The organism is Paenibacillus ihumii (assembly GCF_001403875.1).
In the GTDB taxonomy this organism is placed as follows: domain Bacteria; phylum Bacillota; class Bacilli; order Paenibacillales; family Paenibacillaceae; genus Fontibacillus; species Fontibacillus ihumii.
In genome coordinates this window covers 1116568-1140584 of record NZ_LN884299.1, presented here as the reverse complement: position 1 = coordinate 1140584, position 24017 = coordinate 1116568, and the positions used below count along the sequence as shown (strand labels likewise).

At 49.6% G+C, this 24017-nt stretch carries 13 protein-coding genes; 3 read left to right on the top strand and 10 right to left on the bottom strand.

Annotated elements, in window-relative coordinates; genetic code table 11:
• Positions 1-225: 225 nt before the first annotated feature.
• Complete coding sequence (locus BN2762_RS12630) at positions 226-2259, bottom strand: beta-galactosidase (protein ID WP_055107323.1); 2034 nt, start codon at positions 2257-2259, stop codon at positions 226-228.
• Positions 2260-2379: 120 nt separating this feature from the next.
• Here BN2762_RS12630 and BN2762_RS12625 point away from each other — a divergent pair, with 120 nt between their 5' ends.
• Positions 2380-3216, top strand: a complete 837-nt coding sequence (locus BN2762_RS12625) for an AraC family transcriptional regulator (RefSeq protein ID WP_055107322.1) — start codon at positions 2380-2382, stop codon at positions 3214-3216.
• A gap of 150 nt (positions 3217-3366) precedes the next feature.
• Here the strand turns inward: BN2762_RS12625 and BN2762_RS26100 are convergent, their stop codons facing one another.
• The 8 genes from BN2762_RS26100 to BN2762_RS12590 form a co-directional block, all read right to left on the bottom strand.
• The gene (locus BN2762_RS26100) at positions 3367-9240 is read right to left on the bottom strand and encodes an S-layer homology domain-containing protein (protein WP_074048625.1); all 5874 of its coding nucleotides are present in this window, start codon (positions 9238-9240) and stop codon (positions 3367-3369) included.
• A 260-nt stretch (positions 9241-9500) separates the two neighbouring features.
• Positions 9501-9635 carry a hypothetical protein gene (locus BN2762_RS28070; protein ID WP_262362812.1) on the bottom strand — a complete coding sequence of 45 codons (135 nt, stop codon included), beginning with the start codon at positions 9633-9635 and terminating at the stop codon, positions 9501-9503.
• 3 nt (positions 9636-9638) lie between these two features.
• A complete protein-coding gene (locus tag BN2762_RS12615) occupies positions 9639-10604 on the bottom strand; it encodes a M15 family metallopeptidase (protein WP_222861077.1) in 966 nt (321 codons plus the stop codon).
• Positions 10605-10855: 251 nt separating this feature from the next.
• Positions 10856-13234, bottom strand: a complete 2379-nt coding sequence (locus tag BN2762_RS12610) for a glycoside hydrolase family 95 protein (protein ID WP_055107321.1) — start codon at positions 13232-13234, stop codon at positions 10856-10858.
• 107 nt (positions 13235-13341) lie between these two features.
• Positions 13342-15072 (bottom strand): ABC transporter substrate-binding protein, encoded by a 1731-nt coding sequence (locus tag BN2762_RS12605; protein ID WP_055107320.1) that lies wholly within the window; start codon positions 15070-15072, stop codon positions 13342-13344.
• A gap of 177 nt (positions 15073-15249) precedes the next feature.
• Positions 15250-16152, bottom strand: coding sequence for a carbohydrate ABC transporter permease (locus tag BN2762_RS12600; RefSeq protein ID WP_055107319.1), 903 nt, complete (start codon positions 16150-16152; stop codon positions 15250-15252).
• Between the two features lie 13 nt (positions 16153-16165).
• Positions 16166-17146, bottom strand: a complete 981-nt coding sequence (locus tag BN2762_RS12595; protein ID WP_055107318.1) for an ABC transporter permease — start codon at positions 17144-17146, stop codon at positions 16166-16168.
• 119 nt (positions 17147-17265) lie between these two features.
• Positions 17266-19053: a sensor histidine kinase gene (locus tag BN2762_RS12590; protein WP_055107317.1), complete on the bottom strand. Its 1788-nt coding sequence runs from the start codon at positions 19051-19053 to the stop codon at positions 17266-17268.
• Positions 19054-19756: 703 nt separating this feature from the next.
• Here BN2762_RS12590 and BN2762_RS12585 point away from each other — a divergent pair.
• Together BN2762_RS12585 and BN2762_RS12580 are read left to right on the top strand one after the other, a co-directional pair.
• On the top strand, positions 19757-20101 hold the full coding sequence (locus BN2762_RS12585; protein WP_230202464.1) for a transposase: 345 nt from the start codon (positions 19757-19759) through the stop codon (positions 20099-20101).
• Positions 20008-21018, top strand: coding sequence for an IS3 family transposase (locus tag BN2762_RS12580; protein ID WP_148499936.1), 1011 nt, complete (start codon positions 20008-20010; stop codon positions 21016-21018). The genes BN2762_RS12585 and BN2762_RS12580 overlap by 94 nt, the downstream gene beginning before the upstream one ends.
• A gap of 575 nt (positions 21019-21593) precedes the next feature.
• On the opposite strand, the gene yicI is transcribed toward BN2762_RS12580, so the two are convergent.
• Entirely contained in the window at positions 21594-23915 is a 2322-nt protein-coding gene (gene yicI / locus BN2762_RS12575; protein ID WP_055107315.1) for an alpha-xylosidase, read from the bottom strand.
• Positions 23916-24017 lie beyond the last annotated feature (102 nt).

The window sequence follows — 24017 nt, the reverse complement described above, 5'->3', positions numbered from 1 at the left end:
TCTCAAGCTGACCGCCAACACTCAAGGCGCCTGCTCCCTGCAGGCGCTTTTTTTGAGAACTGAAGTTGAAGGCTGATTGCTCTGTAGAAGCCAGTCCAGACAACTAGCTGTCAGCGCTTATCAGAATAGCCCCGGCCAAATCTCCATAAAACACTTCACAATGCAAATGAACCGCACGATGATGATCGGCGGTTCATACTAATTCATTTGATACTTTTTATTGCTTTATTTCAGCGGGCTCTCCAAAATCATAACACCGCGTGCCGGCACCGTGATCAAGCCTTTGACCGTCTCATTTGTAAGGAGATCCATCTGCTCTGTCTCGCCAATTTCAACCTGGGCCGGAGCTGCATTATGGTTAAGCAGGAACAGATAAGCATTGCCGTTCTTGACGCGACGCGCCGATTCCACGCCCTCTCCGGCAGATACAAGAGGCTGGATCCCCTTCTCTGCACACAGATTGGATAAGAAGCCTTTTAGGAAGGAAGCGTCGGGACTGCTGGCTACATAATAGGCTTGACCGGAGCCAAACCGATTTCTTGTGATAACCGGCATGCCCTGGTAGAAATCATCGCCATACTCAGCCAGAACTTCCGCTCCTTCCGAATGGATCAAATCGCAGAGCAAGCCGCAGTCATATTCACCCTGCAGCTCTCCCCATGGCTGCTTCATGACGATTCTGTTCTTGTGATCCGGGAACAACGCATCGATCTCCTCAGCCCAGATGCCGAGCAGGGAGCGGAGTTCTCCCGGATATCCTCCCAGTGTGACAATGTCATTCTCATTGACGATTCCGCTGAAGAAGGTTGTCACAAACGTGCCGCCGCCAGCTGTGAATTCCTCCGATTTCTTAGCAAAGCCCGGCTTTACCATGTACATCACCGGAGCGATGACGATGTCGTATTTGCTGAAGTCCTCCTCCACACTCACCATGTCTGCCTCGATGTTCATCTGGAAGAGGGCATCGTAAAATTTATGCACTTCATTCACATAGTTCAAGGCGACCGTCGGCCCGCTCGACAGCTCAATGGCCCAACGGTTCTCCCAGTCATAGACGATAGCGATCCTGGCCTGTGTTCTCGCATCGATCAATTTATCGGATAGCTGCTGCAGCTCGCGTCCAAGCTCAGCACACTCCCGGAATACACGCGTATGCTCATGCCCGACATGTTCGATGACGGCGCCATGGTATTTCTCGCAAGCCCCGATTGAGCGCCGCAATTGGAAGAACATGACCGTATCCGCGCCTCTGGCAACAGCCTGATAGCTCCATAGACGCATAACGCCCGGCCGTTTCAGAGAGTTATAAGCCTGCCAGTTCTGCTGGCTCGGCGTCTGCTCCATGAGCATGAACGGCTGGCCGCTTCTAAGCCCGCGCATTAAATCATGGCTCATGGCCGTAAAGCTGATCGGCGTATCCAGAGAAGGATAGTTGTCCCAGGATACGACATCCATCTCCTTGCCCCACTTGAAATAATCCAGCTCAGGGTATGTCCCCATCAGGTTAGTCGTGATCGGAATATTCGGCGTATGCTTCCTGATTTCATCATGCTCCAGCTTATAGCATTCCAGCAGACTGTCCGACATGAATCTGCGGTAGTCAAGGGAGATGCCCTGAAAGTTCGTGCGATTGCCGTTCCACTCTTCGCTCAGTTCGCTCGGCTGTACGATTTCGTCCCACTCATAGAACGTGTGTCCCCAGAATCTCGTATTCCAAGCCTTGTTCACGTTCTCGATTGTGCCGTAACGCTTCTTAAGCCATACGCGGAAAGCTTTGGCACAGTTGTCGCAATAGCAGTAGCCGCCGTATTCGTTCGAAACGTGCCAGATCAGCAGTGCGGGATGATCCTTATACCGCTCGGCAAGCTTTCCAGCAATACGGGCGGAATATTTGCGGTAAGTCGGGCTGTTCGGACATGAATTGTGCCGCCCGCCGAACTTTCGCTTTCTGCCCTGTACGTCCACACGCGTCACGTCAGGATATTTCTTGGCCATCCAGGCCGGATGGGCTGCCGTGCTCGTCCCCAGGCATACATACACTCCATTGTTGTACAAACGATCTATTGTGGCATCCAATGCTGAAAAATCATAGGTTTCTTCATCCGGTTGGAGCAGCGCCCAGGCAAAAACGTTAATCGTCGCTACATCAATGCCAGCCAGCTTAAACATGCGGTCATCCTCGCTCCATATCTCCGGCCCCCACTGCTCCGGGTTGTAGTCCCCGCCGTACCAGATTTTCGGCAGCTTATCATTAATCAATGCGGCACACATCCTTTACTGAAATATAATTATATTATCATTGTAATCGCTTCACTTACTGCTATATATATAATAATATCGATTAAGAATATAATAATATGGAACTAAGCAGGTGATCTCATGACTGCAAAAGCGATGCGACGCTTCGTATTCTCACCGACTGGAAATGCAGGACTGCCTCTCGCCGTAGAAAGCATCGGCTATAACCCCGAACAGGAGCCGATCTCCCGGCCGGACGGTTATCCCAAATATCATTGGATTCAGACCGAGGAGGGCGAGGGCATCCTGAACTATGCCAATGAAGCGGTCAGGCTCCCAGAAGGAACGGGGGTGCTTCTCCCCCCAGGGCTGCCCCACAGCTACAAGGGTTCCTCCGCCGGAGTGTGGCGTACGTATTATTTGACCTTTGGCGGCGAGGCTGCGGCACAAATCATAACCTCATTTGGCGTGCAGACTTCATCGCTCTATCGCCTGGATAGCGATTCATCCTTCGTTCCTCTGCTTGGCAGTATGCTAGCCAGGCTGGATACAGATACCGACGTGTTCGGGCTTGAGACTTCCACAGATGCCTACCGCTTCCTCGGACTTCTTAGCAAATACGGTCAAGTCAGCCCGTTATCCGCGGCCCGGAACATCGAAAGGCTCATTCCCGTATTGAAATGGATGGAGCAGAATTTCAGCGACAGCGATGTCGGTCTTGATGATCTCGCCGAGATCGCCCAAATGTCAGGGCGGCAGCTGAGCAAGCTGTTTCAGCGGGCCTTCGGCCTGTCCCCGTACGCCTACTTCGTGCAAATGCGCATACATAAGGCGAAGGAACTGCTGGCCGGCCGCTCCGAATTAACGGTGGCTGTGATAGCGGAGCATGCCGGGTTTCGCGACCCAAGCCATTTCGTCGCGACGTTCCGCAGAAATACCGGCATGACCCCGCAGCATTTTCGCAAAGTGTATTCATAATAACTATGAGCTTTTTACCAGCCAAGCTGGAGGTTAAAAAACAAAAACCCCAGAAGACGGGCGCCTCCATCTTCTGGGCAGTTTTGCAATTACCATTTAGGATCATCTGAGGGCTTTCAATGAAGATGAAAATAAGGTTAGGTCAACTTATCAACTTATCAACTTATCGATAAGACGCACCATGACCGCAACAGCCTCTGCGCGCGAAGCCGGATCAGCAGGAGAGAATTTGCCGCCTCCCTTGCCCGTCACGATTCCAGCTGCAGCGAACGCATGAATTGCCTCCGCAGCCCAGCTAGATTCAGTATCAGAGAATGGAGATAACTCTGCCGGCACATAGTTCGTCAATCGTGCAAGAATAGCTATCATTTCCGCGCGAGTAATTTGCTGATTAGGACGGAAGGTACCGTCGCTATATCCGGCAAGAATCCCTTTCTCCTTCAATGCGGCAATCTCTTCCGCGGCCCAATGCTCCTGCGTATCCGAGAAAAACCCATTGCTTGCAGAGGCCAGTCCAAATGCTTTAGCAACCATCATTGCAAACTCTGCTCTGGTAATACTAGCATGGGGTCTGAACGTACCATCCTCAAAGCCCCGTACAAAGCCCATGCGAGCTGCCCGTTCAATGGCTGGAACGCTCCATGCTGACGGAGACAAGTCGTTGAAGCTTACAGCAGGAGCATTTTGCCCACGTTCAGTTATTGCCCGAAGGACAACTAGGTCAACTTTATCGTTGAACACAGGCTTTGCTGGCGTTGGCTGAGCTGGCTCTGTTGAGCCGGGTTCAGGCTCTGTTGGATCTGATTCCGCTGGAGCAGGCTGTATTGGTTCCGCTGGAGCAACAGGCCCTGCCGGCTCCGCTGGTCGTAATGTGCTCCCATTCCCTGCGTTCCCACTCCCCGTATTGCCACTGCTGCCGGCTGTAGTTACCTTCACCCCTACCATGACGCTCACGTTCTCATACGTCGCCGTAATGACCGATATGCCTGCAGATCCGGCTGACACTACGCCGGCTTCATTGACCGTCGCCACGGACTCATTGCTTGTACTGTAGCTTGCGAATGCAGTTACATTTGCTTGCGTATCATCCGAATAGTTCGCGGTGACGTTCAGCGCTTGCAGATCACCCGGCTTTAACGATACTGACTCGGGCGCTATCGTCAAACTCCCCAGTGTTACTGGCTCCGGCTCCGGCTCTGGCTCTGGTTCTGGTTCAAGTACTAGCTTTACCTTCACTCCTACCATTGCGCTCTCACCTTCATACGTCGCCGTAATCACCGATATGCCTTCGGCTGCGGCTGACACTACGCCAGCTTCATTGACCGTCGCCACGGACTCATTGCTGGTGCTGTAGCTTGCGAATGAAGTTACATCTGCTTTCGTATCATCCGAATAGTTCGCGGTGACGTTCAGCGCTTGCATATCACCCGGCTTTAACGATACTGACTCGGGCGCTATCGTCAAACTCTCCAGTGTTACTGGCTCCGGTTCTGGCTCAGGCTCCAGTACTGACATTACGGTTACATCTACCGTTGCGATCTCGCCCTCATACATAACGGTCACCACCGCTGTGCCTGCTGCTAAGCCTGTTACTTCACCAGCTTCACTGACCGTCGCTACGGCCTCATTGCTGGTGCTGTAGCTTGCTGCTGCCGTTACGTCTGTCTGTGTTTCGTCCGAATATTTCGCCGTGACGCTCAACCCTTGCGTTTCGCCCGCCTTTAACGAAACAGTCTCGGGCGCTATCGTCAAATTTTCCAATGTTACCGGCTCTGCCTTATGCAGACGCAGCTCTGCCATATTGCCATACCATGCGCCAGAGTTATATACCCGAATGTAACGGTACGGTACACTTTCGCTGATAGAAAATGTTTGCCATTCCATGGTTGATGCCGCTGGAACCGTTAAATCTGTCCACGTCATATTATCGTTAGAGCCTTGGACTACCGTTCCTTTAATTCTCGTGTAGTACTGATCCTGCCTGGCCAGCAATTCAACCGTGGATAGTTGAACAGCATGGCCTTCTTTGAAGTCAAAAATGATATAGCTGCCACTGCCTGAACTGCTGCCTGCACGGAAATCCGAATTCGTGCTTGCATTACTATCAAACAAATTATTTACTTGCTTCAGTGTGTCCGCTGCTGTTCTGCCTGCTGTAGAATCGATTAATTCACTAATGCTGGTCACATTCTCTATGACATGCGTCTCGTCAACAAGGATTAATGAAGAGAAATCCGTTGTGGACGTAATCGGAAAACCGTCGCTTCCATCCTGCAGCTTATAGTTAATGGTGAAGTTGACCAGCCCTGCTGACACTCCTTCCTCCATGACTGCAGCTGCTATAAAGTTTACATTGTCCTCTGTGCTGACCACTGCTTCCTGCCCTTGAATCATGACTCGAACATCGTTGATAGCTTCTTTCGCCTGAATCGACAATTTAACGGTATCCCCCGAAACAATTCTGTTTCGTATGGCTTGCTCCGAGCTGATCGAAACCGATTCAAGCTTGCTCACAGATGTAACAGAACCATAAAACTTAACTTCAGCCATATTACCGAACCAGGCGCTCGAATTGTATAGACGAATATATCTGTAAGGGCCTGGATCCGTAATCTTCAATTGCTGCCACTCTTCCATGGAGGACGCTGCGCTGCTAATTGTCGTCCATGTTACATTATCGTTAGAGCCTTGCACTACCGTACCTCGTATTCTCGTATAGTACTGATCCTGCCTGGCAAGCAGATCTACGCTGCTAAGCTCAACCCTATTCCCTTCTTTAAAATCGAAGGTAATATAGCCTCCTGCTCCGCCCCCATTAAAGCGATAATCAGAGAAGGTGGTCATGTCGTTGTCAAATAAGTAGCCTGTCTGCTTCAAAGTGTCCGCTGCGGATCTGCCCGTAGTCGAGTCGATAAGACTAGCCATTTCCAGTACATCGCGGATCAAATTCGACTCGTCAGCAAGAAACAGCTTGGAGCCATCGGTAGTAAAATATGCCGTATCTCCTGTTGTTCCATCATGGGTTAAGTAATCGATGGAGAATGCGATCGTCCCGGTTTCCGCCTCATCACCCATGGCTGCAAAGGCGGTAAAGCTGATATGATCCGATGTCTGAATATCCGCTTCCTGCCCCTGAATCACAACTCGAACATCACTGACTTCTTCTTTCGCTTCAAACGTTAGCTTGACGCTATCGCCTTTTACAATTCTGCCTTTCGTACTTTGGTCTGAGCCAATGGAAATAGACTTTAACCTGTTGCTAGCCTCATGGCGCTGCCCAAAAATTCTAAACTCGCTTAATTCCAGCATATTGGAAATCTTCCCGTGCAAAACATCTGGCTGCGGATCAATCATCTGGATTTTCAACAAACGAAACTGCGAATTTCGATATTCCTCTGCTACTTCAATTATCGACATTTCATTTGTAAATTCCGTTTGCCCTGGTGTAATTCTCGTCCAGTTGACTCCATCATTAGAGGCATAAACCGTCGTCCCAGCCATTCGATCGTCAAAATTCATCCTGCCTTCAAATCCAAAAGCCTCTGCTGTAACCTTATAATCAGGGCCAAAATCTATAATATGATAAAGATCTGGCGCCAGCGAGTATACAGGAAACGAATTATCATTGCCATCTACAAGGAGGGAGATGGAGTCTCCAAAGGTCGAGGTGACAATATGGCTGTAATCCATGCTGCCATCCTTCAGCAGCGGAGTAAGCCGTCGAAGATTTTCGGCCGCTGCCTTCAAGGACTTCAGCTGCTCTACAAATTGTTCATTAGTCGCATTCACCAGCAGCTTTTCCGTCTCGGATAATACCTGATTATAATAGTTAAGCGATGCTGTCTCATAAAGCGTATTCGGATCATACAGAGAACGGATCGCCTCGACTGCAGCAGCCCGATCGACAGCTACCGCTATCGTTACCTTCTTGGTCTCCAGGGTAGCGCCGTCTGATGCTTCTACTACAAAAGAATAGCTCCCTGATTGCAGCGGCTGCCACAAAAATTCTCCAGTATCTGCATTTAATGAAGCTCCGTTCGGAAGTTCAGCTATGTTATACGTCAAAACATCCGACGAACCGGAATCCGTCGCAGAGAAATCCAGCTGCAATGGCGCACTGACAAATACATCAATGGTTAAATCCGACTTCCCAGTATTAAAGATGGGCGGAGTCAGCTGTTCCCCTGCCTTGACATTGAAGTGATCTATTCCCACGGTCGTGCCTTCGCCCTTTACATTCATATAAACCAAGCTGAAATCTCCATGCAGTTGGCCATATGAAACATGGTTGATCCCCATATCAAAAGTTATATATCTCCACTCATTTCGTGTATCTGGCAAGGTTAACGTATGATACGGCTCAGCATCGAAGCCGGTGCTCAGCTCTAGCACAGCCGGGCCGTTGCTGCGAAACTTCACCCCGACAAGGCTTGAAGTGCTGCGATTTCCAAAAGCAAGATTATGAACCGCAATTTTACTTCCCTCGGATGCAGGATTGAATTCCACATACGAAATCCCTTCATCCACCGCAGCCCGTGTGGTCTGATCAAAAGCGGTATACCTTTCTTCAAGCTCTACAAATGCTGTGTGCTGCTCCTTAGGAAGATATTGGGTTCCTTCCGCTTCGGCTTCCTGCGGAATGTAAAGCCAGAAGTCCCCTCCGCCGTCCACGCTTTCCCAAGCCTGTGTAAAGTTACCCTGATAGTAGTAATTGGACGGGCTTCGCTTCACAAATGCTTCATAAAAATACGGCGCCTCTTCCGCCACATTCATATCTCTGACATACTTGTAGTAGTAATACATATCCCAGAACAGAGCCGTATTTGTTCTGCCCTTGTATAAATCGGAAATTTTATAATAGATGCCTTTAACCTCTCCATCGGGAAAAATCGAATGCGCCACAGGTGTCCACGGCGTGTCATACCCAAGCATAAACTGCCAAAAATAATCGGCTGCCTTCAGCACGCGATCATCCAAAAATTCATAGTAGCCTACGGCATGATCTTCCTCGGATACTGTACCTTCTATCGGATCTACTTTCGTTCCCTGAGCATAGAACATTCGTGCCAAAATCGCTGCATTGGTTAAATCACCTGCGCCATGAGCCTGGTCCCGTCCCATTTCCACGTGCTGGACTCTCGGCGAATCCAATGCCTCTCCAGTCGCTTCATTGGTTTCAACCAGGCGGAATAAACGCTGAATCGAGCCGTTGAAGCCTTGATTAAGCGCTGTTTTATTGACAGTCGCCCACTCCACAGCTTCATCGTATCTTTCTCTGTTATCAGTAAAGATATAGCCTGCCATTGCACCGAGAAGCGGGTAAAGATGCTGGTTCATAAAATGGTTGTTATCGTGCTGAAAGGTTTCAATCACAGGGTTAATTAGATGATTGGTAAAATTGGCGGTATCCTCTTCCGTCCAGGCCAGCGATCCGTCTTGGTAACTGGTGGATCTTAAAATTTCTGCTGCAGTAACCATTCGATTGAGCGGAATACCGGTATGGATATGAGCATCATTAAAATACGCATACTGATCCGGATCCATCTGAGACCAAATCCGAATGATGTCCATTGCATTTTTACGATAAACTTCTTCACCCGTAACAACATACATCAGCGTTTGTGTATACGCTTTCAATCCATCCTGAATAAATCTTGCATTGATGCCCTGGCTATTGAACGCGTAGGATGCCGGCTTCGCAGGATCGCTAGAGCTGGCATGGCTTGAAGCCACCGTCTTTGAAGCCGCGGAGGATACGGTCATAGCTTGGTAATAGGAATACCACGGCTCCTTCTTCGCTAGTACCTGCGTTCTCATGTTTTCCAGGATAGATTTAGTTACACCGACGCCAGGATGAGTAAAGCCATTGCTCTTACTTTCTATAATTTCAACCTGATAATCGCTGCCAGGCGAAGCCGAAACAGATGCTGGTGTTAGTATAGCGCAAGAAGCAAGCATTAGTACGGCAAGAGAAGCCGATAGTAAACGCTTCCACATCGGCTTGTAAATAAGCATTCTTTTCATATTGCACCTCCATAGAACTATAACTAATCCAATCCCCAACAACCTATCCTCTCAAAAAAATCCAGTCCTTTGCAGGAATTGAAGAGACAACTTTTCGTTTACAGGCTTAAGCTTGAACTGGCCTCCTTCCTTATATTTTTACATAGCTTCCAATTCCCCGTTTCTAAAGCTCTCAGCGTCTATAGCTGTTGTTTGCTCGTTCTAAGAGTAACATCGCCTTATCCGATGATGAATGAAGTTTTTAAAGACTTATATGCAGGTTATTTAAGCTGCATGGCAATAACAAGGTTCAATCCCTTTGCCGTTAAAACTTTTTGCAGCACAAAAAAAGCGGCAGCTGATATAGCCCCCGCCTGCTCTAAATTAAACGATCCACGCAAAAAAACAGCTGCCAATCGCTATTCCACATCAAAATCAAAATACTTCTTTGGATACGGCTCATTTTCCAATGTATAATGCCACCATTCCTTGTTGTACGGTTTGAAACCGGCAGCCATCATCGTTTCTTTGAGCAGCAGTCTGTTCTTAGTCTGCGCTTCTGTCAAGCCTGCTGCATCATGTGCTGAAATCTCGCCCAGGAAATCATGTATACCGCCCATGTCAAGCGGCTCTCCTGTTTCTTGATCGGCCAAGGTTAAATCTACAGTACTTCCGCGTGAATGCCCTGACCGCTGCGACAGGTAGCCCAGCTTGAACACATTTTTCTTGTCAATGTCAGGATAGAACTCCTCCTTCATCTTGACATCCTGCTCATCTGCCGCCCATTTCTTGAAATGCTCCACCGCTTTTTGCGGACGATAGGCATCATAAATGAGCAAGGAATAGCCCAGCGGCTCCAGCGCTTGTTCTGCCTTTTTTAGAGCCTTTGCCGCTTGCACGCTTAAAATAGCAAACGGCGCATGATAGCCGTCGATTTGTTCTCCAACAAAGTTGTATTCACTATAATAGCGAATGTCATAGAAGGCATGCTCGAGCACCTCGTCTGCATAAACAAACCCTTCAGGCAGCTCTCGCTTCTTCGCAATCCCGACAATCGGCTGATCCCCTGCTTGATCCGCCTCAGCTTCCAGCTGAACTTCTTCCCCTTCCTGCGCGGAATTCTGCCCCATCTCCGCTTGATCGCTCTCCAAGCCTGGTTCAGCTTCAAGCTCTTCTTGTTCAGAGCTCTGCCCTGCTTGTGCTTGTTCAGCCCCTCCAGAACGGTCTTGTCTCTCAGCGTGCCCGCCCGCTTGCGCTTCCTCAGACATAGTTTGACTGGATAAATTCTCTTCATGTGCCGGCAAGGAAGCGGAGGAGCATCCTGCTAGTAATCCTGCCAATAATCCTGCCAGGGCCAAGCCTAACGTTAACCATTTTCTGCTCATAAGGTCTCCCCTTTCAGTTCTAGGAAACAAAAAACCACCAAATCCGTAAATGCACAGAGAATATGCTCCTCTTACATTTAAGGATTTTGGCGGTGCTTGATTCTAATCGGTGATTCTCCTTATTCCATGCATGATTGCATCATCTTAATATCTCTTTCAACCTTTGTCAACAGGTTGTTCTTGCGGCAAACCCCGCGCGCTGGGAGCTAAAGGGTTGTAACCGGCAAAATGGCCGCAACAATTTTAGCGCCTTAGTTCCGCAGTTGAATAAAGTACGTCTCGCCCGATTCCGTCCAGAACTGTTCCCCTGTACTGACGATGGTTCCGTCAGACGACTGAACACTTAGCGGCTCCGCATACTGAACGGAGCACCATCCTGTCAAGGTGGGGGTCAATTCAGCTGAACGAAGACGGCCATTCTCCCAAGCCGCGCTAACCGTGAAGCCGCCCCTGGCTTTAAGCCCGCTGAACCGGCCGTTCTTCCATGCCTCCGGCAGTGCCGGAAGCAGCTCAATCGTCTCTTCATGGCTCTGCAGCAGCATCTCGGCGATGCCCGCTGTGCCGCCAAAATTGCCGTCGATCTGAAACGGCGGGTGATCGTCGAATAAATTGGGATACGTCGAGCGGGACAGCAGAGTATTCACGAAACGATGAGCCGTATTCCCGTCTTTCAGCCGCGCATACAGGTTGATCAGCCAGGCGCAGCTCCAGCCGGTATGCCCCCCCCCTTGAGCGATCCGGCTCTCCAGCGTCTTTCTGGCTGCCTCAGCAAAGTCCGGCGTGCGGGAAGGCGTGATGGCATTGCCGGGATACAGCCCGTATAGATGCGACACATGGCGATGACCGGGCTCGGCTTCCGGGTAATCCCTGCTCCACTCCTGCAGTCGGCCGTCCGGCCCTATTGCCGGCTTGGCCATGCGATCCAAGGCCTCCGCGAGCTGATGGGCAAACTCCCCGTCGATGTCCAAAAGCTCAGCCGCCTGCAGGCAATGACCGAATAATTCCCGGATAAGGTACAGATCCATCGTGGAGGCCGCTGAGACGCTGCAGGGCTCCCCTTCCTCCGTCACAAACTTATTCTCCGGCGAGGTTGACGGTGCGGTAACCAGCTCGCCGCCCGGTCCAGGCACAAGCCAATCCAGACAGAACTCCGCAGCGCCTTTCATTAACGGATAAGCCGTCTCCGCCAGAAACTGCCGATCCTGATTAAAGGCATAATGCTCCCACAAATGCCGGCTTAGCCATACTCCGCCCATCGGCCAGAACGCCCAGCTCGGCTCCCCGTCCGACGGCCCAGCGGATCTCCACAGGTCTACGTTATGGTGCGCCGTCCAGCCCCGGCAGCCGTAATGGATCCGCGCCGTTCGCGCCCCCGTCTCGCTCAAATCCTGAATCATGCGGAACAGCGGCTCATGCAGCTCGCTTAAATGGCAGATTTCCGCCGGCCAGTAATTCATCTCGGTATTGATGTTCGTCGTGTAATTGCTATTCCAGGGCGGCTGCATATGCGGATTCCATATTCCCTGCAGATGCGCCGGCTGCGTGCCGGGCCGCGAGCTAGCCATCAACAGATAGCGGCCATATTGAAAATAGAGCGCCTCCAGCATCGGATCCGGCGTGCCCCCCTGATAGGCCTTGAGTCGTTCGTCTGTCGGCAGGGAGCTGCCTTCCGCGGAAAACTGCGGATCCAGCTCCAGCTCCACCCGGCGGAACAATGCCCGGTGATCCTCCATATGGCGGCCGAGCAGCCGGTCATAGCCGTGTTGAGCTGCGGCTTCGAGCGGCTGTCTGCATTTCTCGGCTGCGCTAATCCCTGTATCCGTCCCCGGCATGACCCGGTAACCGGCAAAATCGGTTGCTGCCGCCAGCAGCAGCGTCACCGAGCTAGCGCCGGCTATCTCAAGATGGCCGCCCTCCACGCCTGCGTTTCCCCCCTCGTGCAGCACGCGCACATGCGCTTCATACGACAATCCCAACCCATCTTCATAAAGGATGGACTGCGGGTGATCGCCCCGATAATTGTCGGCGATATGGCTCGGAGCCCGGCCTCGCAGGACAAGACCGCTCCCTTGCTCGCATGTCCCTACGCTGTGCTGAAGCGGAGAGTCCAGAGCGACAGACAGACGGATGCCCCCCTGCCCCTCGGCCTCTAGGCGAACGACCAGCACCTGATCGACCGCGCTGACGAATGCCCGCCTCGTAAACCTGGTCCCGTCAGCACGATAGGTCACGGCCGCAATGCCTGTGTCCAAATCCAGCTCCCGGTAATAATCCGTAATCTCGCCTGTCCCCAAATGCTCCAATTTCAAATTGCCCAGCGGCTGGTACGATTCCGTACGCTTGCCCAGCATCTTGGCCTCGATCAGCCGTTCCGCTTCCCTGTACTCGCCCGCAAAAATCAGCTCGCGCGCCCGCTTTAAATGCCGCAGCGCATCATAATTTTGTGTGTCACGGGGAAAACCGGACCATAGTGTATCTTCGTTAAGCGCAATCAGCTCGCTGCGGTGTCCCCCAAATACCATACCGCCCAGCCTGCCATTTCCGATAGGAAGCGCCTCTTCCCAGCGGGCTGCAGGGTGGCTATACCATAGCTTGACGTCCTCACATCCTCTATGTTGCTCTCTACCCATTTGCTCCCTCCGTATGTACAAACTTAGAGAAAAGGCCCGAGTAATTACGGGCCTTTTCCTGATTAAAGCTATCCAGTTTCATCAAATCAGCTCAACTAAGCGCTGAATTATTTAATGTCCTTGCCTGTAAACAGAGCCACTCTTGCTTTAACAAGCTCCGTATACTCGGCTTCCATTTTTTCTGCGCCTGCTCTGTCAAGTTCAGCGAGGAAATCATCATAGATTTTGTCGAATTGATCCGGCTTGGATAGTACAGCCTCCGGAATGCGTTTCCACACGATATCTTTTGTCTTCTGGAAGATGATTTGATAATCGCCGTCCGTTGGAACGGGCATGTTGTACAATGCGCCCCATTCCTTCGCTTTAAACTCGCTCTCTTGCGGGAACAGATCTTTCCAGGTCGTTGCGCCGTAAGCTTTTAAAGTTTCTTTCTCTGCTTCAGTATAGCCGGCAACAATTTGCTCAGGGAAATTCGTCGTATAGTAGTTTCCAGTAGAATCTTTAACTCCATCGCCATAGCGGGCACTCATAGCCAAGTACAAGCCTATCCCGGATTCCTTCGTAAAGTTAGTTGCATCATTAACTTTTCTATCTTGAATTTCTTGCGGAATTACCCGAACACCGTTCTCAACATTATAATGTTTGCCCTCAATACCCCAATTTCTAAGAATTTGACCTTCCTCGGAGGCTAGCCAATCGAGAAACTTTATAGCGCGAACCGGATCTTTACAAGCGGTTGTTATGCTGAGGCCATAGCCGTCAACGCCTGCCGGTTGGAAGGAGTGGTCAACATAATCCTCAGTCAATGTTACAGGAAAATGTGCATAAGTGTATTCATCTTTACCAGCTGTTTTTAACGCATTTTCAGCATCCTGATATCCCCATTCCTGATCAATGAGACCAAGAACGCGGCCGCTGGCGATTTTAGCTTTATACTGGTCATCTTTTTGTACGAAAGAATCTTTATCAAGCAATCCCTCGTTGTACATATGGTTCAGCCAACGGAAATACTCCTTTTCTTCCGGACGTTTATAGTGCAGAATAGCCTCATAAGTTTCCGGATTCACATAGTATTCACCGTCATCCGGTGCCCCTGTCGTCAGAAATGCCGGATTTGTTACGGAAATCATAATTCTCCAATCATCAGCGTTAAGTGTAAGTGGAATCGTCGGCTGTCCGTCGGTAGTCGGATGCTTCTCTACATATTGCTTCAATACGTTTTCGAAATCTTTGACGGTACGAACCTTCGGATAACCTAGCTCTTTCAATACGCGCTGCTGGATTTCAAAGCCTCCAATAGCATCAAAAGATTCCTGATCAACACCCATATTTGTCGTCAAAGAATAAATCGCTGGATCTTCGTTGCTGTATTTTAGGCGGTTCATATTCTCGCTGAAAATTTTCTTGATATTTGGAGCATGTTCTTCAATTAGCGGAGCCATGTCAATAATAAGTCCTGCGTCTACAAGAGTGGATAAGCTTCCTTTGGCAAATATAAGATCAGGTACGTCGCCGCTGGCAGCCATCAACGCAATTTTATTCTCTCCGCCACCACTGCCGACGTCAAACTCAGCTTCGATCGTTACACCTGTTTTCTCCGTGATGACTTTGCCGATATCATCCTGCATGTTATTCCAGTTCGGACTTGCGTCCGCCCCGAAAAACGTAAAGGTGATCGGGCTCGTATCTGCTTCCGCCTCAGCGCCTTGATTCGTATTGCCCGTATTAGTATTCTCTGCATTTTTCGTGTCACCGCCTGAGCTTCCGCAGCCGCTAAGCAGCAACATGCTTGCCAGCAGAAGAGCAACGATCGTCTTGGGACTTTTCCACTTCTTCATTCTACATTCCCCCTCATACATAATCACAGCTATATTTGTATAACAGGCTGTCCCTGCGTATACCGCGATTAAAGTAAGTGCTTACAATCCTGGATTTAGAAAAAATATTATTTATTCTTAGTACAGCTCCGCCATTTTAAACTCATACTAAACTGTACTATTCAATCCGTAACCGATTTACGCCTTAACAGCGCCGAGCGTCATTCCCGATACGAAATAGCGCTGCAGAAACGGATATACGAACAATATAGGGAGCGTTACGACGATCGTAATCGCCATCTTGATTGACTCTGGAGATACTTGTGCCATTTGATTCGCCATATCATTGGCATTGATCATATTAGCCCCCTGGTTCGTGCTCTGCAGAATTTTCATCAACTCAAACTGCAGCGTCGTAAGATGAGGCTTGTTGCCATTATACAAGTAGGTATCAAACCAAGAATTCCATTGTCCAACTGCCAGGAACAAGGCTATCGTAGCCAAAACAGGCTTACATAGCGGAAGGATTATCTTATAGTAGATCGTGAAGTCGTTTGCCCCATCCAATGTCGCTGACTCCTGCAGGGCATACGGCAATCCATCAATAAATGAGCGGATAACGAAGACGTTAAATGCACTCACAATTCCCGGAAGAACATAAATCCAGAACGTACCGATTAGCTCCAAATGACGCATAAGCATATATGTCGGAACCAATCCGCCAGAAACATACATAGTTAACGCCAGAAATGTAGAAATAAATTTTCTGGATTGGAAGTCCTGGCGACTCAGCGTATACGCCAGCATAGAAGAACTGATAAGCCCTAAAATGGTTCCAGTAAGCGTACGCAGAATCGATATTTTGAAGCCTTGAATCAGGCCGGTATAACTGAAGATCGTCTTGTAGTTTTCCCAAGTAAATTCGCGAGGCCAGATATAGATGCCGCCCCGCACCGTATCCGTCGAATCGTTGAGCGAAATCGCGAGCACGTTCAGGAAGGGATACAATGTAACGATCAAGATCATGGCCATGATCACCATGTTGCAAATATCAAAGATTTTATCCGCCTTGGTTGCGTTAAATGCTTTTGACGTCGCCATCTTGCTCCCTCCCCTACATGATGCTTTCTTTCGTTGTTTTCTTCATAATGCCGTTCGCCGTGAGCAGCAGAATGATGCTGACGACGGAGGTGAACATACTGATAGCAGTGCCGTATGAGAAGCGGCCAATATTGATCCCGTAGTTAAGCGCATACATGTCCAGTACCTCAGAGTAATCCGTTACGAGCGAGTTGCTGAGCTGGAACTGCTTCTCGAAACCGATCCCGATTAAATGGCCGATCGACATAATCAGCAGCACCGCAATGGTCGTTCTTATCCCCGGCAGCGTAATGTTCCACATTTGCCGGAAGCGGCCCGCGCCATCCACCTTGGCTGCCTCATACAGCTCCCCGTCGATTCCAGCGATGGCCGCCAAATAAATGATCGCGTTCCAGCCGGTCTCCTTCCATACATCGGAAACGGTTACAATTCCCCAAAACCATTTGCCCTGCGCCATGAACTGGATGGGTTCATCTATAATATGAAGGGCAAGCAACAGCTCGTTCACAATCCCGCCGTCCCGGGAGAGCATCTTCGTAATAATCCCCGCCACAACGACCCAAGAGACGAAGTGGGGCAGATAGGATACCGTCTGTACGGTTCTCTTGAAATATTTACCCCTGAGTTCATTCAGGAATATTGCAAAGGCGATGGGGATAATGAAGCCTGCGATCAATCCCATGACGCTCATCGCCAGCGTGTTTCTGAGTACAAGATAGAACCTCTCGTCCTGGAACAGGTCCACGAAGTTCTTGAAACCGACCCATTTCTGATCGAAAAACGGCTTGGACGGCTTATAGTTCTGAAACGCCATCGTCCAGCCCCAGATCGGCAAATAGTTGAAAACGAACAACCAAATTACGAATGGCAAGGACATCATATAAAGATATTTTTGCCGTACTACTGTTCGCCAAAAACCTTTCTTCCGCTTCTTCGACGGATCAGGGGTTACGCTTACATTTCTAGTATCGGCTTGCGCTGAGAGCGTCTTCATTTATCTGTCCAATCCCCCTTTCTGACTATATATTTAAGATAAACCAGAAGGAGATCGGGGAATACCCGACAGATTTCAGAGAAAACCATATAGAAATTAGACATTCATCCGCCAAACCATTAGACCTGTTCCCGGCGAAGCGGGATCGTAAACGTAATCTCTGTTCCTTTGCCATATTCGCTTGATATTTTCAAGCCGTGCTGCTCGCCGAAGGTCATGACCAGCCTCTGCTGAACATTGCCTAGGCCAATGCGGTTATCCACCGCGGCATGAGCTCCAGCCATTGATCGTCTGACCTCTTCAAGCCGCTCCAGCGTCATGCCCATGCCATCGTCCTGAATCGATATTTCCGCATAGTCGTCCGCGGCCTGAATGAGCAGCTTGACATGGACTCCGCCTTCCTTATTCTCCACGCCATGTACGACGGCATTCTCCACAAGCGGCTGAATGATCAGGGGCGGCATGAAAATGCCTTCTAGCTTGCGATCTATAACTAACTCGTACTCCAGCCGGTCTTCATAGCGGAATTTCTGGATTTCCAGGTAGGAACGAACCATTTCCAGCTCTTCCTTCAGCATAATTTGATCTCTGCCTACCTCCAGATTTTTGCGCATCAATTTCCCCAGCAGCCGGACGACATTCGCTATCTCCTTCTCCCCCCTCATATGAGCGTTCATCCGAATCGACTCCAGGGAATTGAACAGAAAATGCGGGTTGATCTGGCTGGCCAGCATCTTCAGCTTGATCTCCCTCTGGGCGATCTCCAGCGCATTGTTCTGCTCCGTCTTCTCAACGACCTGGTTCATAAGCAGGTTAATGCTCTCCACCATGTAATTGAACTGCCGCGACAGCTGCCCGATCTCATCATTCCCGTCGACAGAGGACACCACGGCAAGATCGCCAAGCGCCAGCCGATTGAAATGGCGGCTGAGACGCAGCAGCCGGTTCGTCATCAGGAACGAGACGATATACACAAATAACAGCGCGATCAACAGCACGAGCAATATAAACAGCAGGCCGAGCAGGCTAACCTGATTGGCGTCCTTGACAATAGCCTTCGTCGCAAAGACGGAAACGATTTTCAATCCGTTCATGCTCGATTCCGGAATCAAATCCTCGACGACCACGTAGGAGGGCTCGCCTTGCATTTCCATTTTGTGCGCACCGCTTGGCTGCTGGTGCAGATCAATCCCGTAATCGAGCTGATGGATCGTTTTGCCTACCAGATTTGGATTTTTGCCTGCCACGATATAACCCTGCTCATCGAAAATCAGCGTCTCGAACTGTTCCTGGCCCAGCATCCGGTTCAATTCCTCCTGGTTCAGCACGATCATCAGCACCCCGCTGGAACGATGCTCAGGAAAAGGAATTTGCCGGACTAGGCTCAGTTTCCGGGCTGGAAAATCATCGCCATCCGCAACATAGAACCAGCCTATGCTTTTCGTTTCCATCGCTCTCTGATACCACAGCGCGGAGCGGGTCGCCTCCTCCAGCGGAATCAGCTCCAGATTGTTAATGAGCGTCGGGTTGTCATAATAGAATCGAATGGCAGAAATCCCGCGGTATAGCTGAACATATTCCTTGAAATCGTCGTAGCTCAAATAGGCCTTGGTCAGCTCAAATACGCTGGGATACTGGGTAGTCGCCATTCTTTCCAGCGTTTTGTCGAACATAAAGGTGTTGGACAGGTCCGTGGGCACACGAAGCATATTCTCCAGCTGGGTCTTGATTTTTTTCACGTCGTTCGTAGTTTGCTCAATCGCGCGTTCCATCGCCTGCTGGCGAAAATGACCCGTTACCGCCCCGCCCACGATCAAGACGGGCAGCATAACGACCACGATATAAGTAATCAGCAGCTTGTGCTTCAGCTTAAGATCATTCAACAAACGTACCATTTTCCTTCGCAAATCAAACGCCCCCCCGGTGTTTAACCTTTACCCTGCTACTCTGCTACTTTGCTATTTTGTTAATTTGTTATTTTGTTAATTTGTTATTTTGTTAATTTGTTATTTTGCACTTTTTTACTCTGCTATTTTGTAGTCTGTTGCTCTATGGTTTTGTCCTCTGTTGCTTTGTGGCTTTGTCGCTCTGTTGCTTTGTTGCTCTGTTGCTTTGTTGCTCTGTGGCTCTGTTGCTTTGTTGCTCTGTGGCTTTGTCGCTCTGTTGCTTTGTTGCTTTGTTGCTTTGTTGCTTTGTTGCTCTGTTACTCTGTTACTCTTATTCTGTTATTCTGTTTGCTCTACTTTCCATCGATTGACTTGTCCCTTCCGCGTCTCTATTATGACAAAACCGGGTTACCACTAAAAGAGGGGCATCTAGGCATGAAATTAAGAACGTTAAAAATGAAGATGAAACAAAAACTGCTGATCAAACTATCAAAATTGTTCCTTCTGATGTAACTGCTCCATCCATCATGCGAATGTTGCAAAAACCTCACAGCTCCTTACAAGAACCTCACAGCCCTTTAATTGGACTGGGAGTCTTTTTCTCCAGTAAATTAAACTACGGATTTATGGCTGGATCTAGATGGTCAGGATCAGGTACTAGATGTAATTCCTATTTAGCCCCCTAATCCAATTGGACACTCTAATCCACCTCAGATACACTAAAATGAGTGAGGAGTTAGAATCCATGAAAAGACGATTTAGGTGCCCCAATGAAACGAAGAAGGAGCTTGTGGTAGAGGTGCTCTCGGGTTATCGGACGGAGATAGTAGCCCGGAAGCATGGAATGTCTCCTAGAACGTTAAGCCAGTGGGTTCGCCAGTATCAAGATGAGGTGGGTGACCTTATGAAAAAGAAGCAAAACGATGCAGAAAAAATGAAGCAGGATGCAGCCAATTTCAAGGAACTAGAGAAGAAATACAACGATGCCATGAAGCTACTAGGCGAAAAAGAGCTCGAGAACAGCATTCTACGAGACCTGGTAAAAAAAAAGTATCCCGATTGGAAGTAGCTATCTATTGGATTCAGCAAGGGTATCCCGTTCAAAAGGTGCTCCTTCTATGTGGAGTCCCACGTTCAAGTTACTACTATCGCCTAAAGCATCCTGAACGCCAGCAGCCAGTCAGCAGCGGTCGGCCTGTTCCAGGCTTCTCCTATGACAAGGATGGAAAAAAGGTAGGAGATGCTCGCATTAAAGGATACCTCAGACGCTTGATTCAAGGCCTTAACGCTGCCTTCGGCTATCGGAAGCTGACGACGTTGTTGCGGCGAAAATACCGGCTAATTATTAACAAAAAGAAGACCTACCGTCTCTGCAAAGAAATGGGGATTCTCCATCCACAGCGAGAGTTGAAAAACCCCGTACCTAAAAAGCTCGCCAATAACCGTATTGTGAGCGGACCAAACCAGCTATGGCAAATGGATATTAAGTATGGTTACGTAGCCGGCAAACGCCGACATTTCTACCTGGCCAGCATCATTGACGTGTTTGACCGGAGCATTGTCGCCCATTACCGTGGAAAGGTCTGCAGCACAGAAGACATTTTGCGTACGATCCAGAAGGCGCTTTTTAAACGTAGAATCCACGAACAAGAACACAAGTTGGTGATCCGGACGGATAATGGGCCGCAGTTCATTAGCAAAGCGTTCCATGCCTTTTGCGAGCAAGCGGGGTTAGAGCATGAAAGGAACCCCAACCAAACGCCAAACAAGAATGCTTTTATTGAGTCGTACCACAGCATTGTAGAGCAAGAATGCTACCAGCGGAATTGTTTTGAAACCTACGAAGAGGCTTTTGCAGTGGTCGACCGATTTATTCGATACTACAACACAGAACGCATCCACGGCAGTCTCTACGATTGGCCGCCCAAGGAATACTTGCGTTTAGTCACCGCGGGCTTGATTAACCCAAAGAAAATTGCGCTATAATGTGATTTCCTAAGTATGATGTGGAAAGTGTCCAAACTTAGGGGGTTGAACCGATTCATGCAACTAGTTCATCGGTTTTGACCGTGTTAGAGGGAACCAACTGCAAAACCTACATTTAGATTTAAGCTATTTCGACGAATTCGCTCCATTCAGGCAAACTAACTGCATGTTTTGCATTTAGCACATGTATTTTTTATAAAACGAGCTTAACTAGCTGTATAAAATACATTTCGCTAGTCTCCCACACTTTACTTACTGTGGTGTGATCAAACATGACTCCCCTGTGGTTATCGAACATGATTCCTCCTATGGTCTAATCAAACACGACTCCTATGTGGTGTATCGAACATGACTCCTCTTATGGTGCAATCAACATGATTCCTCCTATGATATATCGAATATGACTCCTCGATATTGATTTGATCCCCAATGAATGGTTACTTGAGCTTCTGGAAGGCCAAAAAATGGATAAGACGGGTATAAGCTACTGCCAGTGTCCTAACGAAAACATCCAATAAAAGCGGAAAATATCCCCTACAACCGATAGGGGATATTTCCACTTCAATCAAACTTGCTTATTTAAGTGTAACTTGAATTTCCGCTTTGCCGCTGAATGCGCCTACTGCGATGCTGCCATCGGCGTTCAGTTGGCCGCCCTGCACCGATGCTGCCTGGCCGAAGCCGTGCAGACTGATGCTAAACGGCTTGCCAGCGCCTTCCGCCGTGATGCGGAGCGTGGAGCCTTCGCGCGATACTGCGATCTCCAGTTCGGTGTCGCCCTTCACGTTGCGAACTTTGCGGCATACCTGTGCACCATCTTCGATTTGGTACAATCTGACGTCTGCGTCCTGAGCGTAGTCATAATCCGGTTTGACATCGTTCGCGCCCATGACGAGGATGGAGTTCGGACGCACGAAGAGCGGCAGGCTGAAGAAATCGTAATTCTCCTTGCGCCATTTTCCACCTTCGATCGTTTCGCCCGTCAAGAGATGGGTCCATTTGCCTTCCGGCAAGTAGTAGCTTACATTGCCTTCCTTGCTGAATACTGGCGCTACCAGCACGGAGTCGCCCAGCATGTACTGACGATCGAGCATTTCGCTTGCCGGATCTTCCGGGAATTCGAGGAACATCGCGCGCATCGTCGGCACGCCCTGTTCCGTAGCTTCAACCGCTGTGTCGAACAAGTACGGCATCAGACGGCATTTCAGCTTCGTAAAGAAGCGCGTTACGTCTACCGCTTCCTCGTCGTATGCCCATGGAACCCGGTAAGAGCTGCTTCCATGGAGACGGCTGTGGCTGGACAGGAGCCCGAATGCAAGCCAGCGCTTGAACACGTCGACAGGCGCCGTATTCTCGAATCCGCCGATATCGTGGCTCCAGAAGCCAAAGCCGGATACGCCAAGGGACAATCCGCCTCTCAAGCTCTCAGCCATCGACTCGTAGTCCGCGTAGCAGTCCCCGCCCCAGTGAACCGGGAACTTCTGACCGCCCGCTGTAGCCGAACGGGCAAACAATGCCGCTTCATTTTTGCCAAGCTTCTCCTCCAGCACTTCAAACACGACTTTATTATACAGTTGAGTGTAGTAGTTGTGCATTTTCACTGGATCGGAGCCGTCATGGTAGACGACATCTGTTGGAATCCGCTCGCCGAAGTCAGTCTTGAAGCTGTCCACGCCCATGTCTACGAGATCACGCAGATAGCCCGCGAACCATTCGCACGCATCGGGATTCGTGAAGTCAACAAGCGCCATTCCCGGCTGCCACAGATTCCACTGCCATACGTCGCCGTTAGGTCTTTTTACAAGATAGCCATGCTTCTTGCCCTCTTCAAACAGGGCGGAGCGCTGAGCGATATATGGATTGATCCATACGCAAATTTTAAGCCCCTTCCCCTTAAGACGCTTCAGCATCCCTTCTGGATCCGGGAATGTACGCTCGTCCCATTTGAAATCGGTCCAGTGGAATTCTCGCATCCAGAAGCAGTCGAAGTGGAAGACATGCAGCGGCAGATCTCTCTCCGCCATGCCGTCAACAAAAGAGTTGACCGTCGCTTCATCATAGTTCGTTGTAAACGACGTTGTCAGCCACAGACCGAACGTCCATGCCGGCGGCAGGGAAGGCTTGCCTGTCAGCGCAGTATATTTGTTCAGAACCTCTTTCGGTTCAGGCCCGTCGATGACGAAATACTCAAGCGATTCCCCAGGAACGCTGAATTGTACTTTCTTCACCTTCTCGGAAGCTACTTCAAAGGAAACAGCGCCCGGATCATTGACAAATACCCCGTATCCTTTGTTTGTAATATAAAAAGGAATGTTCTTGTAAGCTTGCTCGGAGCTTGTGCCGCCATCCTTGTTCCAAATATCGACAACCTGGCCGTTCTTCACGAAGGAGGTAAAGCGCTCTCCAAGCCCGTATACCCATTCGCCTACCGTAAGATCCAGTTCTTCACGCATATATACCGCGCCGCCGTTCTCCTCGACATGAGCCATGGACTTGAACGCGCTGCCCGTAATGCGCTCCGAGCCGCGGTAGAAATCAACGGACCATTGCGGCCCCTTGTTTACTCTAACGCTTAAATTGCCGCTCTTCAGCTCGGCATAATCGTCGTTCTCCGTAATTTGGACGTGATCGCCGCTGCCGCCTGCGAGTTCGAAATGAGGACCATGATCCACCGTACCGGCAAAATGCACCAGCTTCACGCCGATGACGCCTGGAAGCGGGGAGTGGAATTGAATCGTCAGCAGTTGACCGTTAATCGTATTGGCACGACCTTGAATCGGCCTTGTTGAAGCATAGGCTGTCAGCTTATGATCTGCAATCGTAAAATCGTGGGCCTGCACCGCTGTAGACAGTGTAAATCCTTCACGAATCAACCAGTTGCCGTCTGTAAATTTCATCGTTCAAGAACCGCCTTTCTGATATCGTTGTAATCTTGCGAGAAACATTCTATACTTGCATTATACTGATAAAAAACAACCCATTCTAACATAATTTAATGG

Coding starts and splice junctions, on each gene's coding strand:
- BN2762_RS12625 (WP_055107322.1), top strand. CDS start 2,380: ATGACTGCAAAAGCGATGCGACGCTTCGTATTCTCACCGACTGGAAAT.
- BN2762_RS26100 (WP_074048625.1), bottom strand. CDS start 9,240: ATGAAAAGAATGCTTATTTACAAGCCGATGTGGAAGCGTTTACTATCG.
- BN2762_RS12615 (WP_222861077.1), bottom strand. CDS start 10,604: ATGAGCAGAAAATGGTTAACGTTAGGCTTGGCCCTGGCAGGATTATTG.
- BN2762_RS12610 (WP_055107321.1), bottom strand. CDS start 13,234: ATGGGTAGAGAGCAACATAGAGGATGTGAGGACGTCAAGCTATGGTAT.
- BN2762_RS12605 (WP_055107320.1), bottom strand. CDS start 15,072: ATGAAGAAGTGGAAAAGTCCCAAGACGATCGTTGCTCTTCTGCTGGCA.
- BN2762_RS12600 (WP_055107319.1), bottom strand. CDS start 16,152: ATGGCGACGTCAAAAGCATTTAACGCAACCAAGGCGGATAAAATCTTT.
- BN2762_RS12595 (WP_055107318.1), bottom strand. CDS start 17,146: ATGAAGACGCTCTCAGCGCAAGCCGATACTAGAAATGTAAGCGTAACC.
- BN2762_RS12585 (WP_230202464.1), top strand. CDS start 19,757: ATGAGTGAGGAGTTAGAATCCATGAAAAGACGATTTAGGTGCCCCAAT.
- yicI (WP_055107315.1), bottom strand. CDS start 23,915: ATGAAATTTACAGACGGCAACTGGTTGATTCGTGAAGGATTTACACTG.